Source organism: Marinifilum breve, from assembly GCF_003202155.1.
Classification (GTDB): Bacteria; Bacteroidota; Bacteroidia; order Bacteroidales; family Marinifilaceae; genus Marinifilum; species Marinifilum breve.
The window spans coordinates 84,511-98,935 of the sequence record NZ_QFLI01000002.1; the positions used below are offsets into that span (position 1 = coordinate 84,511).

Here is a 14,425-nt window from a genome sequence, read left to right on the forward strand (position 1 = left end):
CAATCTAAAAAGAGAAAACAATGACAACAGATAAGAAAAAAGTAGTATTAGCATATAGCGGCGGATTAGATACAACATATTGTGCACTTTACCTTTCTAAGGAGTTGGGGATGGATGTGTACACAGCATTAGGAAATACAGGTGGTTTCAGTGATGAAGAATTAGCTGAAATTGAAGATAGAACCAAGCAATTGGGAGTTATCGAACACGTATCGCTGGATATTACAAAAGAGTACTACGAAAAATGTATCAAGTACATGATTATGGGTAATGTGCTTAAAAATAATACATATCCATTATCAGTAAGCTCAGAGAGAGCATTTCAAGCAATGGCGATTGCCCAGTATGCTCATTCCATTAATGCAGATTATATAGCACACGGGAGCACGGGAGCAGGTAATGACCAAATCAGATTCGATTTGATTTTTAAAATAATGGCTCCTAATGCCGAAATTATTACTCCAACAAGAGATCTTGAATTAAGCAGAGAAACTGAAATTCAATATCTGAAAGATCATGGTATTGATGCAAACTTCGAGAAGATGAAGTACTCGATTAATGCTGGAATTTGGGGAACAAGTATTGGAGGAAAAGAGACCCTAACTTCAAGTCAACCATTGCCTGAGGAAGCTTATCCTAAGCAAGTTGTTAAAACAGAACCTGAGAAGTTAAGCATAGAGTTTAAAGAAGGTGAATTGGTTGCAGTTAATGGCGAAAATGTAGCGCATGCTTTAGAGGCAATTCAAAAAATAGAAGCAGCAGGTGCAGCTTTCGGTATCGGAAGAGATATGCACGTAGGTGATACCATTATTGGTACGAAAGGTAGAGTAGCGTTCGAAGCTGCAGCTCCTTTAATGATAATAAAAGCTCATGAGACTTTGGAAAAGCATACACTAACAAAGTGGCAAATGTACTGGAAAGAACAGATTTCCAATTTCTATGGTATGTTGCTTCACGAAGCGCAATATTTAGAGCCGGTAATGAGAAATATGGAGACTTTCCTTGTTGATTCACAAAAGAATGTGAATGGTACGGTTTTCATTAAAATGAGCCCGGAACAGTTCCTTGTTGAAGGTATTGAATCACCAAATGACCTGATGTCTGACTTGTTTGGACAATATGGGGAAAGCAATGAAGGATGGACAGCAGATGATGTAAAAGGCTTTACAAATATCTTAGCCAATTCTCTTAAGATTTATCACACAGTAAACAATCAATAAGATGGTGAATGTTGGAATTATAGGTGGTGCAGGATATACTGCAGGTGAATTGCTGCGGATTCTAGTTTGGCACCCAACCGTAAATATTGCTTTTGTACAAAGTACGAGTCACGCCGGGCATCCCATTACAGATGTGCATAAGGATTTGCTTGGTGATACCAATTTGGTCTTTGGAGAGGCCGATTATTCAGCTGTAGATGTGATATTTATTTGCTCAGGGCATGGAAAAACCAAGGCTTTTTTAGAGCAGAGCAACTTGCCGAATGATTTATATATTATTGATTTAAGTACTGATTACAGACCGAAAAACAATGATGGTGATTTTGTTTACGGATTACCGGAATTGAATAAGGAAAGTATTGAAACGGCGAGTAGAATAGCAAATCCAGGATGTTTTGCTACCTGTATTGAATTGGGATTACTTCCATTGGCAGAAGAAAAGCAATTAAGTGAAGAAATTCATGTAAATGCTATTACAGGATCGACAGGAGCAGGACAAAATCCAACGGTAACTTCTCATTTTAGCTGGAAGAATAACAATGTAGCGGTATACAAAGCCTTTACACATCAGCACCTGGCGGAAATTACTGAATCTGTGCTTCAGTTGCAGCCTGATTACTCAAAAGCAATCAATTTTATTCCGGTAAGAGGAAATTTTAGCAGAGGAATCATGGCAACAGTCTACACTGATTGTGAGTGGAGTCTGGAAGAAGCGAAAGAGAAATATCAATCTTATTATTCAGAACATCCGTTTGTTTCAATATCGAATGTAATTCCCGATGTGAAACAAGTAGTTAATACCAATAAATGCGTGTTGTATCTTGAGAAGCATGGTGACAAATTAATGATTGTATCAGTGATTGATAATCTATTAAAAGGAGCATCAGGACAAGCAGTTCAGAACATGAATATCATGTTTGGATTGAATGAAAAAGAAGGATTAGGCTTAAAACCTGTAGGCTTTTGATAATTATGAATAAAAGTACAGCTCTATTTAAACTGCTTTCACTTTTATATTTAACCTTTTAGCTTGAAAAAGAAATGAAGTTATTCGACGTATATAGTTGTTACGATATAAATCTTGTTAACGGAAAAGGCATGAAGCTTTCTGATGACAAGGGAAATCAATACCTGGATTTTTATGGTGGACATGGAGTGATTTCCATTGGACATTCTCATCCACATTACATGTTCAGAATTGAAAATCAACTGCATTGTTTAGGATTCTATTCGAATGCGGTAAAGAACGAATTGCAAGAAAAACTGGCCTGTAAATTAGGCCAGCTTAGTGGATATGATGAGTACAACCTATTCTTATGCAACTCGGGAGCAGAAGCCAATGAGAATGCATTGAAAATAGCATCATTCCATAATCAGAAATCAAAGGTAATCTCGATTAAAGGAGCATTTCACGGAAGAACGGGAGGAGCTCTTTCGATTACCGATAATCCTAAATTGTCATCAGAATTCAATGCTAAACACAATGTTGTTTTTATTGAGATGAATGATACCGAAGGCATGCTAAAAGAGCTTGAAGCAGGTGATGTTTCAGCGGTTATCATAGAGGGAATTCAGGGGGTTAATGGTGTATTTGAACCAAGTGTCGATTTCTTGAAAGCAACAAAATCAGCATGTGAACAGAATGGTGCACTACTAATTTTGGATGAGATTCAATCAGGATTTGGAAGAAGTGGAAAGTTTTTTGCACATCAGTATTCAGGTGTAAAACCAGATATTATTACCACAGCGAAAGGAATGGGAAATGGTTTTCCGATCGCAGGTGTGCTAATATCTCCAGAAATTAAGTCATGGAAAGGAATGTTGGGAACTACTTTCGGAGGTAATCACCTGGCATGTGCCGCTTCACTTGCAGTTCTTGAAACCATAGAAGAAGAAAAACTATTGAGTAATTCTGTAGAAATAGGGAAATATTTGATAGAAAAGTTAAAAGATAATAAAGCGATAAAAGCAATAAGGGGGAAAGGTTTAATGATTGGTATCGACATTGAAAATATGTCGGAGATTAGAACGAAACTCTTGAAAGAACATGGAATATTCACAGGTTCTTCAGGACAGAACACACTTCGTTTGTTGCCACCACTTTCGATTACTAAGGAAGAGGCAGATCAATTCATTGAAGCATTTAATTGTGTTTTAGCAAGCACATGTGCAGCTTAACACAAACTAGTAAAAACCCAAATTGTTAAGAGAAATGAGCGAACTAACTGTAGTAAAGATTGGTGGAAACGTAATTGATGATCCAGATAAGTTAAACGATTTTTTGGATGCATTTTCAAACTTGAGTGGCAAAGTTGTTTTGGTACATGGAGGAGGAAAATTGGCATCGGATCTTTCTGGGGAACTTGGTGTGAAAACCAAAATGGTAAATGGCAGACGAATTACTGATGCTGAAAACTTGAAGCTGGTAACCATGGTATATGCTGGATTGGTGAACAAGAATATTGTGGCATCACTTCAGGCCAGAGGAGTAAATGCAATGGGAATGTGTGGTGCCGATCAGGATTTAATTCTGGCAGAAAAGCGTAATCATCCAACCATTGACTTTGGTTTTGTGGGTGATATCACGAAAGTGAACACTTTGGCTTTGTGCAAACAGATTGAGTGTAACTCTACGCTGGTTATTGCTCCAATAACGCACGATGGGAAAGGTCAGTTATTAAATACCAATGCCGATACCATAGCAACCGAAGTTGCTGCTGCCTTAAGCCGTTTCTACAAGGTGAAGCTAGTTTACAGTTTCGAAAAGTTAGGAGTTTTAATGGATGCCAATGATGATAGCAGTGTAATGCCTGTTTTAAATTCAGAACAGTGTGCCCAAATGGTAAAAGACGGTACCATTAATACTGGGATGATGCCGAAAACAGAAAACGCCTTTTATGCATTATCGCAAGGTGTTGAGGAAGTAATCATCGGCAATTTTGTTTCGATGGAGAACAACCATTCATCGGGAACGCAGATAATTCAATAGAAGAACAATGAATTTAGATAAATACACAGATATCGCCCTGAGTACACTAAAAGAACTGATTTCTATCCAGTCTTTCAGCAAAGAGGAAAATCTTGTCGCTGATGTAATGGAGAAGAAGTTATCAGCCTTTGGGTATAAGGTGTACAGAAAAGGGAATAACGTATGGATATTCAATAAGAATTTTAAGGAAGGTAAACCTGTTTTGCTAATGAATTCTCATTTGGATACCGTAAAACCAAACGAAAAATGGAACAAAGATCCATACAATCCTGAAGTTGTAGATGATAAACTTTACGGATTGGGAAGTAACGATGCAGGAGGTTGTTTGGTGTCATTAATGGCAACTTTCCTGGCACTGGATGAGACCGATCAAGAGTACAATAGAGTGTTTTGTGCTTCAGCAGAAGAGGAAATATCAGGTAAGAATGGTTTTGAGTTGGTTCAGGATGAAATTGGAAGGATAGATGTTGGTATTGTAGGAGAACCAACCCTAATGGAAATGGCAATTGCTGAAAAAGGACTAATGGTGCTTGATTGTGAAGCCATAGGAGTTCCTGGACATGCAGCCAGAAATGAGGGTGTTAACGCCATAAGTCTTGCCATGAAAGATATCGAGTGGTTTCACACTTTCAAATTCGAGAATGAATCAGAGATGCTTGGGCCAGTTAAAATGACTGTAACGCAGATTAATGCAGGAAAACAGCACAACGTAATTCCAGCATCATGTACCTATGTTGTTGATGTTAGAACCAACGAGCATTACTCTAACGAGAAAGCTTTTGAAATCATTAAAGCGAATGTGGAGGGCGATGTAAAGGCTAGATCATTTAGAATGAACTCATCAGGTATTCCTTTGGAACATCCATTAATTCAGGCTGGTTTAGAGCAAGGTATGGGCTATTATGGCTCCCCAACTACATCCGATCAGGCAATCATGAAAGGATTTCCAACATTAAAATTGGGACCAGGAGATTCAGCAAGATCGCATACAGCAGATGAGTTTATCCATGTGAAAGAAATTGGGGAAGGCATCGAAAAATATTATAACTTGTTGAACGGATTAAAAATTTGAATGATAAATTCTGAGTTATGAATGATGAATTAATGACGAAACAGACTGATTTTATAGCTCTAAGCAAGGCTTGAAGCTGATAGCTGACCGCTTTTAGCTTGCTAATAAATGAGAAGCCGTAGAATTTTAAACCATAGCAAAATAAGAATAATAAACACCTAATATAATCGGAATATGAAACTTTGGGACAAAGGCGTACAAGTTGATAAGAAAATAGAGCAATTTACGGTTGGAATGGACCGTGAATTAGACTTGGAATTGGCTGCTTTTGATGTGCTTGGATCACTTGCTCACATCGAAATGCTACAGTCTATCGGTCTGTTGGAAAAAAAGGAATTGAAGCTAATTCAGGAAGAACTAAGAAAAATATATTCATCCATTAAAAACGATGCCTTTGTAATTGAGGACGGTATTGAGGATGTTCACTCACAAATTGAATATCTACTTACCCAAGCTTTAGGAGATATCGGTAAGAAAATACACAGTGGAAGATCGAGAAATGATCAGGTTCTTTTGGACTTGAAACTGTTTACTCGAAACAAACTAGAAGAGATCGTTCGCGAGGCAAGATTACTATTTGACTTGCTGATTGAGAAAAGTAATACTTACAAAAATGTTCTGATACCAGGATACACACACTTGCAAGTTGCAATGCCTTCATCATTTGGTTTGTGGTTTGGATCATATGCTGAGAGTTTAACGGACGATTTGTTGGTGCTTCAATCTGCTTATAAAGTAGTCAATCAAAACCCATTGGGATCAGGAGCAGGATATGGTTCATCTTTCCCTTTAAATCGTCAAATGACAACTGATTTGCTAGGTTTCGATAACCTGAGCTACAATGTGGTTTATGCGCAAATGGGACGTGGAAAGATGGAGTTTACAGTTCTTTCAGCGCTAGCCAATATGGCCATGACAATTGCCAAGTTAGCAATGGATGCATGCTTGTACAACTCTCAGAACTTTAACTTCCTAAGTTTCCCTGATGAGTTGACCACAGGAAGTAGTATCATGCCACACAAGAAGAATCCAGATGTATTTGAGGTGATCAGAGCACATGCCAATGCATTACAAATGCTTCCTGCACAAATACAGGCGGTAACTTCTAATCTACCATCAGGATACCACAGGGATTATCAGCTGACCAAGGAATTCTTTATGCCTTCGTTTGATAAGATGCTTTCATGCCTGGAAATGACCAGAATCTTGCTATCAGAGGTGAAAATTAACGAAGAAGTATTGAATGACGAACGTTACCAGTATCTGTTTACCGTTGAAGAAGTAAACAAGATGGTTGTGGACGGGGTGCCTTTCCGTGATGCTTACAAGAAGGTAGGACAATTGGTAGAAGCAGGTGAGTTTAAGCATGAAGGAGAAATTCAGCATGTTCATGAAGGTAGTCTTGGGAATTTGTGTAACGACAGAATCGTATGCAAAATGAATGAAACATTTGTAGCATTCAATTTCCACAAGACCAAAGAAGCTTATATGAACTTACTAAATAGAATATAAGAACGGTCGATACGACACATTTAACTATTAATCGAATTTAATAACCATTTTATAGAACTTTTATGTCACAACAGACAAAAGCAAAGCTAATTTTACAAGATGGATCAGAGTACGTCGGTACATCTTTTGGGTATGAGGGCTCCGTGGCAGGAGAGATGGTGTTTAACACAGCAATGACCGGTTATCCGGAAAGTTTGACTGACCCTTCTTACAAGGGACAGATTTTGGTGAGTACATTCCCATTGATTGGGAATTACGGTGTTCCAGGAACATTGCAAGAGGATGAACTGTTCCGTTTTTACGAATCAGAAAAGATTCAGGTCTCAGCATTTATCGTATCAGATTACACAGAAGAGTTCAGTCACTGGAATGCAAGTCTAAGTCTTGCAGATTGGATGAAAGAGCACAAAATTCCAGGGATTTATGGTGTAGATACACGTGCATTGACCAAAAAACTTCGTGAACAGGGAAGTATGTTGGCTAAAATTGTTTTTGAAGAGATTGAACCTGAATGGAAAGATCCTAACCTTGAGAACTTGGTTGCACAGGTTAGCACACCAGAAAAGAAGGTTTATGGCGAAGGAAAACACAAAGTACTATTGCTGGATTGCGGAGTAAAGAACAATATCATCAGATGTCTTTTAAAGCGCGATACCACAGTTATCCGAGTTCCACATGACTATGACTTTACTCAGGAAGAATACGACGGTTTATTCATATCTAATGGTCCTGGTGATCCTAAACAAAACACAGCTGCTATTGCAAACTTGAAGAAAGCATTCGATCAGGATACACCAATAATGGGGATTTGTTTGGGAACACAGTTAATGGCTTTGGCTGCAGGAGCTGATACATACAAGTTAAAGTATGGACATAGATCTCACAATCAGCCAGTAGTACTTGAAGGAACCAAGCGCTGTTTCATTACCTCTCAGAACCATGGTTATGCAATCAATAATGATACTTTACCAAAAGAGTGGAAGCCATTATTCGTTAATGCCAACGACAATACCTGTGAAGGAATCAAGCATGTGAGCAAACCATTTTTCGCTTCTCAGTTTCACCCTGAAGCATCCAGCGGTCCAACTGATACAGAATTCCTTTTTGATGATTTCATTGAAATGATGGAAAAGAATCAAGCCAATTAAGAATTATCAATTATGAGTTCTGAATGATGAATTAAAAGAGGATATATTTGACTCATTTTCTCATTCACTCGAAGAGAAGTTATTTCAATTGCCACTTGACTTTAGTCAGTGGCTTGCAAGAATCCTTCAAATTAACAATTAACTGCTGATAGCTGAGAGCTAAAAGCTAAGAGCTTAAAAAAATGATTAAAGACAAAATAAAGAAAGTACTCGTATTAGGTTCAGGAGCCCTGAAGATTGGTGAAGCAGGTGAATTTGACTATTCCGGATCGCAGGCATTGAAAGCCATGAAAGAGGAAGGTATTTACACCGTATTGATAAACCCGAATATCGCAACCGTTCAAACTTCCAAGGGAGTTGCCGATCAAATTTATTTTTTGCCGGTTACTCCCTTTTTTGTAGAACAGGTAATCTTAAAGGAGAAGCCTGACGGTATTCTTCTTGCTTTTGGTGGACAAACTGCACTGAACTGCGGGGTAGAACTTTTCGAATCAGGAATTCTTGAAAAGTACAACCTAAAGGTATTGGGTACACCAATCGAAGCCATTATCAAAACTGAGGACAGAGAGATCTTTGCCAACGAATTGCGCAAGATCGATGTAAAAACACCTCAATCCTATGCAGTAGAATCGGTACAGGGTGCATTGGATGCAGCAGAGAAACTAGGTTTTCCAATCATTGTGCGTGCAGCCTTTACATTGGGAGGACAAGGTTCAGGTTTTTGTAACAATATGGACCAGCTGAAAAAGCTTGCTGAGAACGCTTTATCATACTCCAGCCAAATTTTGGTTGAAGAGTCGTTGAAAGGTTGGAAAGAGGTAGAATACGAGGTGGTACGTGATGCCTACGACAACTGTATTACGGTTTGTAATATGGAAAACTTCGACCCACTGGGAATTCATACCGGGGAAAGTATTGTAATTGCTCCTTCGCAAACGCTAACCAACTCGGAGTATCACAAGCTAAGAGCTTTGGCCATTAAGATAATCCGTCACATGGGCGTTGTGGGAGAGTGTAACGTACAGTATGCACTGGATCCTGAATCAGAAGATTACCGTGTAATTGAGGTAAATGCTCGTCTGTCAAGATCATCAGCACTGGCATCGAAAGCAACGGGTTATCCGCTAGCATTTGTGGCCGCTAAACTTGGTTTAGGTTATGCATTGCACGAGCTAAAGAATGCGGTAACACAAACTACTACTGCATGTTTCGAGCCTGCACTTGACTACGTGGTTTGTAAGATTCCTCGTTGGGATTTGAACAAGTTCGAAGGGGTGACCAAAGAGATTGGATCGAGTATGAAGTCGGTTGGTGAGGTAATGGCCATTGGTCGTAACTTCGAGGAAGCCATTCAGAAAGGTCTGCGTATGATTGGGCAGGGAATGCACGGATTTGTTGGGAATGTACACTCCAAGTTCGAGGATGTAGAGAAGGAGCTTACACACCCAACCGATATGCGTATTTTCTCCATTGCACAGGCATTCGAACAAGGGTATAGCATCGATCAGGTACACGACCTAACCAAGATCGACAAGTGGTTCCTAAGCAAGTTGGAACACATCACTAAAATTAAGTGGGATCTGCAAAAGCATAGTAACTTACAGACTTTACCTGATGAATTGCTTAAAGCAGCTAAAGTATATGGATTCTCGGATTTCCAGTTGGCAAGATTCGTTCTGAAGCCTGAAAATACAAATATGGAAGCCGAATTGTTGGCGATAAGAAAGCATCGTAAAGAGAAGGGAATTGTTCCGGTTGTGAAGCAAATTGATACCCTTGCAGCGGAGTATCCTGCACAAACCAACTACATTTATTTGACTTATAGTGGCGATGAAAACGACATCAACTATGTATCCGATAATAAATCAGTTATTGTATTGGGGTCGGGAGCGTATCGTATTGGTTCGTCGGTAGAGTTCGACTGGTGTAGTGTAAATGCCCTGAATGCAGTAAACAAAGAAGGTTTACGTTCGGTAATGATCAATTACAATCCGGAAACAGTAAGTACCGATTACGATGTTTGTGACAGACTGTATTTCGACGAGCTTTCCTTCGAAAGAGTATTGGATATCATCGATTTGGAGTCACCTAGAGGTGTAATTGTATCGGTTGGTGGACAGATTCCACAGAACCTGGCAATGCGTCTGCACAAAGCGGATGTAAATGTATTAGGTACTTCTCCTGAATCGATTGACAGAGCAGAGAACCGTCAGACTTTCTCGGCAATGTTGGATGAACTTGGAGTGGATCAGCCAAGATGGAGCGAATTAACTAGTATTGGAGCCATTCACGAGTTTATTGATGAAGTGGGATTCCCTGTGTTAATTCGTCCAAGTTACGTGCTTTCAGGAGCTGCCATGAACGTGGTATCGAACCGTGAGGAGTTGGAGCACTTCTTAAATCTAGCAGCACAGGTTTCTAAGCAATATCCTGTTGTTGTGAGTGAATTTATTCAGGAAGCCAAAGAGATTGAGTTCGATGGTGTTGCCAAGAATGGTGAAATTGTGATTGATGCCATTTCTGAACACGTGGAGTTTGCTGGAGTTCACTCTGGAGATGCAACCTTGGTGTTCCCACCACAGAAATTGTATTTCGAAACCATACGCAGAATCAGAAAGATTGCACAGAAGATTGCAAAATCATTAAACATTACCGGACCATTCAACATGCAGTTGTTGGCAAAAGACAATGACATTAAGGTAATCGAGTGTAACCTTCGTGCCAGCCGTAGTTTCCCATTTGTATCGAAAGTAATGGACTATAATTTCGTAGAAACGGCAACTCAGGCCATGTTAGATGTGAATATTCCAAACAATCTTCCATCTATGTTTGAGCTGGAACATATCGGTGTAAAAGCATCGCAATTCTCCTTCTCGAGACTGTCAAAAGCCGACCCAGTATTGGGTGTAGACATGTCTTCAACCGGTGAAGTTGGCTGTTTGGGCGCCGATTACTACGATGCGATATTAAAAGCAATGATATCAGTTGGTTATCGCGTACCGAAGAAGGCAGTGTTGATTAGTAGTGGTCCTATTCGCTCGAAGATAGAGCTATTAAAGAGCGCGAAGATGCTAGAAGAGCGTGGCTACAAGCTGTACGGCACAAGAGGTACTGCAAAGTTCCTTCAGGAAAATGGTGTGACGGTTGAAGCAGTAGCGTGGCCAGATGAAAACGAAGAGCAAACAGCAGTAAGTTTGATTCGCGATCGTAAGGTAGATTTGGTTGTGAATATTCCAAAGAACTTAAGCAAGGATGAGCTGAACAACGATTACCAAATCAGACGTACTGCCATCGATTTGAATGTACCTTTGGTAACCAACGCACGTTTGGCATCAGCCTTCATCTACTCAATCTGTAAAAAGTCCGAAGCCGATCTTAAAATCGAAAGCTTTAGCGATTACGTAGAGCAAAAGCAGGATTGGTAGAAAAAATACTTTGATGCTCTCACTCCAAGTGAGGGTATCAATGGTTGCCTGCAATAAAAAACTGAGATCATCACTTTGAGTGATACCCTCAGAGAAGAAAGTATATAAAATGCGAAACCTGTCAGGAGTAATTCTTGACAGGTTTTTTGTTAAAACTAACTAGGAGATATTACTACTCGCCTTCAATTTCCAAAATACTTGCTAGTGCATTATCACGAAGAGGTTTGTATTTATTATACCATATAATAAGGCCCACAATTATTGAAAGAATGATTATTGAACCTGAATAAATATGGAAGTTCAGAAAATCAATCTTATTAAAGGAGTTGATATAGAATCCTATGTCCATTAAAATAATCGCAATAATTGCCCATATACTCTCAGGACGGAATGGTTGATACCTTTCTGCAGCTTTTTTTAGCATTAGCAAAGTTGGCAATGAGTAATCAACACCATTATATTCTTTCTGATATTTATTAAGAATAACCAAAAAGATTACAAAACAAGAGATCATTGCTATTCCCGCAAGCATATTATTAATCTCTTTCGTATCGATATAAAAAACAATTGTCATTATTAAATAGAGTGGAGTTAAAACCCAATAAATAGCCTTTAGTGCTTTACAGATATCAGCATAATTCTTATCTGATTTTTGCAGTTTACCGATTAATTGGTTTACGTCTATTTTATCTTGATTATTTAAGTTCATACACACCTCCTGCTAATTTTGTTTTTAACTGTTCTTTAATTCTGTGAATTTTAACCTTAGTGTTTGATTCGCTTATACCTATAATATTAGCGATCTCCTTCATGTTAAGACCTTCTAGCATCAAGGATATTAGTGCCTTGTCGATTACTGATAACATATTCAATTCAGTTTGTAGCTGATTAAATTGTTCTTCTTCTATCTGTTTGGCTTCGAATTCTTCATCATCCAATATGGAGTTTAGGTTTTGAGTATCAGTATTCACTATTAGTTTCATCTGCTTATAGCTTTTACCCGTAAAACTTAGTGATGTATTTACAGCAACACGATATACCCAAGTACTAATAGCGGAATCACCTCTGAAGTTATCTAGACTTTTCCAGATATTTACCAACACTTCCTGATACATATCTTTCTGATCTTCGGCATTTGAATTATAGTAACAACAAATCCGTTGAATTCGGTTACTATTCTCCGATAAAATCTGATTAAACTGTTCTTCTTTTTTCAATGTTCTAGGTTTTGATTGTTGCTTATTTAGTAAGAGAAATTAAAGATAGTTACACTTTAAACTTAGTTTTTTTTCAATTTTTTCAAATTTACTTGAAATTAAACCCATTTTAGGTCTATCGGTTTATGAAAAATCGAAAGCTTTAGCGATTGTGTAGAGCAAAAGCAGGATTGGTAGAAGAAATACTTTTGATGCTCTCACTCCAAGTGAGGGTATCAATTGTAACTTGCAATAAAAAACTGAGAGCATCACTTGAAGTGATACCCTCAGAGAAGAAAGTGTATAAAATGCGAAACCTGTCAAGAGTTATTCTTGATAGGTTTTTTTGTCTTCTAATCCTACAGTATTGAAGATCTGTGTCAGCCTTGCGAAATAGCAATTTATAACGTTGTCAGGTCTACCGAGGCTGACAGGTTTAGCAGTGATTAAAACAAGCTCTTCTTTGGGTTGTGCCTCTTAGTAAGTTAATGCAAGCCATCGTCTCTAGCTACTTGTTGCTATCTTATTATAAGGGAACTTAGCGTTTCAAATACTTCATCCCAATCGTATCAAGTATTTGATCCTTTTCGTTTCATAGCCTTGATTCGCACCGTATCATAAGCTTGATACGTTCCGTTTCATAGGTTTGATCCACTTCGTATCATAGTCTTGATACAGTCCGTTTCAAGTACTTGATACGCTAACCAGTATTAGGCGAGGTTTAAATAATGCTAATGGCTTTGTAGAAGCGACCAAGCCTAATGCTTGTGTAACGAGGAGGCAGGCATCGTATTTCAAGCATATAACTGCCTTTTTCAATATCCAAAGGAATCTGGAACATCTGGTAACTCTTGGTGCTTTTAATGGTCAATTCCATTCGGAATTCTTTTTGACTTTCTTCATTTATAAGGAATATGCCTTGCTGCTTATCTTGTCTATCGTATTTGAGGCTTTTGCCTTTTAATTCAAGTATCGATCCAGCTTCAAATTGATACTCTTCAGTAGGAGAACTTAAACTTTTAACGGAGTGAATCTGTACGAAGGAATTTGGTGGAACAACTTTAAATAGTTCACTTTCTTCTGCAAGTCTTTTTAAAAACTTTCCTTCTGATACACGAAAATGTAGTTGGTGTCTGTTCTTATCAAATTTATCGTGCTTTCCATCGAATGTTCCGGTTAAACTAGGAGCGATGTTAATGATGGGAGTGTTTATAGCTATTCCTTTCTTTAAGGCCTCCTCAATTACTTCTTCAAATCGCTTCAGAACACTTTCAACCATGTACTCAGGTATCTTATTTCCTCTCGCAGCACATAGTGAAATGATCTCTTTGGCATCCAGTTTTTCCATTAAAACTGCTTTACCAATGTACTTTTTTGCATCCTTATTAAAAGGGTTTTTCTGTAGGTAATAGGGAATCATACTGATATTATTTCATTTACATGAAGTTAAAGTTAAGCTTTATTAATTGCATGATAAAAAATTAATCAATTAATATGTAAATATTATTCTCAATTTTCATTCCAAGCTATACTTCACCGCCACTTTTCGTCGGTGAACAGAAAAAGGATCAATACCTACTTAACAGGCTAATGAATTGATTCTCATTTTAAAGATGTGTATCAAAGCGATAATTTAAGATTTTAGCTTTCTAAATAAGAATGTCATTCAGAATAGTGGTATTGTATTGTAAGATGTATTACAACTTATTATTAGTATTTTACAGGCTATTTAAAAAATATTTAATTATTTTATTATGCTACATTAGTAGTGTTTGTGGGAGATGTAGAGCTTTTAAATAATGAAAATATAAAATAAACGATAAAAATATTTATTTCGAGGGTTACCTTTTGGATTTATTCGGA

Annotated in this window: 11 protein-coding genes; 8 read left to right on the plus strand and 3 right to left on the minus strand. The window is 38.1% G+C overall.

The genetic code is table 11. The features are described from left to right. Positions 1-20: 20 nt before the first annotated feature. The 8 genes from DF185_RS04350 to carB all read left to right on the plus strand — a co-directional run bounded on the left by DF185_RS04350 (position 21) and on the right by carB (position 11,366). Positions 21-1,220, plus strand: a complete 1,200-nt coding sequence (locus DF185_RS04350) for an argininosuccinate synthase (RefSeq protein WP_110359522.1) — start codon at positions 21-23, stop codon at positions 1,218-1,220. A gap of 1 nt (position 1,221) precedes the next feature. Further along, positions 1,222-2,187, plus strand: a complete 966-nt coding sequence (gene argC / locus DF185_RS04355; protein WP_110359523.1) for an N-acetyl-gamma-glutamyl-phosphate reductase — start codon at positions 1,222-1,224, stop codon at positions 2,185-2,187. 74 nt (positions 2,188-2,261) lie between these two features. After that, positions 2,262-3,398 carry an aspartate aminotransferase family protein gene (locus DF185_RS04360; RefSeq protein ID WP_110359524.1) on the plus strand — a complete coding sequence of 379 codons (1,137 nt, stop codon included), beginning with the start codon at positions 2,262-2,264 and terminating at the stop codon, positions 3,396-3,398. A 34-nt stretch (positions 3,399-3,432) separates the two neighbouring features. Then, the gene (gene argB / locus DF185_RS04365; protein ID WP_110359525.1) at positions 3,433-4,209 is read left to right on the plus strand and encodes an acetylglutamate kinase; all 777 of its coding nucleotides are present in this window, start codon (positions 3,433-3,435) and stop codon (positions 4,207-4,209) included. A gap of 7 nt (positions 4,210-4,216) precedes the next feature. After that, a complete protein-coding gene (locus DF185_RS04370) occupies positions 4,217-5,281 on the plus strand; it encodes a M20 family metallo-hydrolase (RefSeq protein WP_110359526.1) in 1,065 nt (354 codons plus the stop codon). Between the two features lie 174 nt (positions 5,282-5,455). Beyond that, entirely contained in the window at positions 5,456-6,793 is a 1,338-nt protein-coding gene (argH, locus tag DF185_RS04375; protein ID WP_110359527.1) for an argininosuccinate lyase, read from the plus strand. Positions 6,794-6,855: 62 nt separating this feature from the next. Next, complete coding sequence (carA, locus tag DF185_RS04380; protein WP_110359528.1) at positions 6,856-7,941, plus strand: glutamine-hydrolyzing carbamoyl-phosphate synthase small subunit; 1,086 nt, start codon at positions 6,856-6,858, stop codon at positions 7,939-7,941. Positions 7,942-8,123: 182 nt separating this feature from the next. Further along, positions 8,124-11,366: a carbamoyl-phosphate synthase (glutamine-hydrolyzing) large subunit gene (gene carB / locus DF185_RS04385; RefSeq protein WP_243421752.1), complete on the plus strand. Its 3,243-nt coding sequence runs from the start codon at positions 8,124-8,126 to the stop codon at positions 11,364-11,366. A gap of 172 nt (positions 11,367-11,538) precedes the next feature. Here carB and DF185_RS04390 read toward each other — a convergent pair whose 3' ends face one another. From DF185_RS04390 to DF185_RS04400, 3 genes are all read right to left on the minus strand, one after another. Beyond that, entirely contained in the window at positions 11,539-12,075 is a 537-nt protein-coding gene (locus tag DF185_RS04390) for a hypothetical protein (protein WP_110359529.1), read from the minus strand. After that, complete coding sequence (locus DF185_RS04395; protein ID WP_110359530.1) at positions 12,062-12,583, minus strand: RNA polymerase sigma factor; 522 nt, start codon at positions 12,581-12,583, stop codon at positions 12,062-12,064. The genes DF185_RS04390 and DF185_RS04395 overlap by 14 nt, the downstream gene beginning before the upstream one ends. A 700-nt stretch (positions 12,584-13,283) precedes the next feature. After that, positions 13,284-13,982 carry a DNA-binding domain-containing protein gene (locus DF185_RS04400; RefSeq protein ID WP_110359531.1) on the minus strand — a complete coding sequence of 233 codons (699 nt, stop codon included), beginning with the start codon at positions 13,980-13,982 and terminating at the stop codon, positions 13,284-13,286. Positions 13,983-14,425 lie beyond the last annotated feature (443 nt).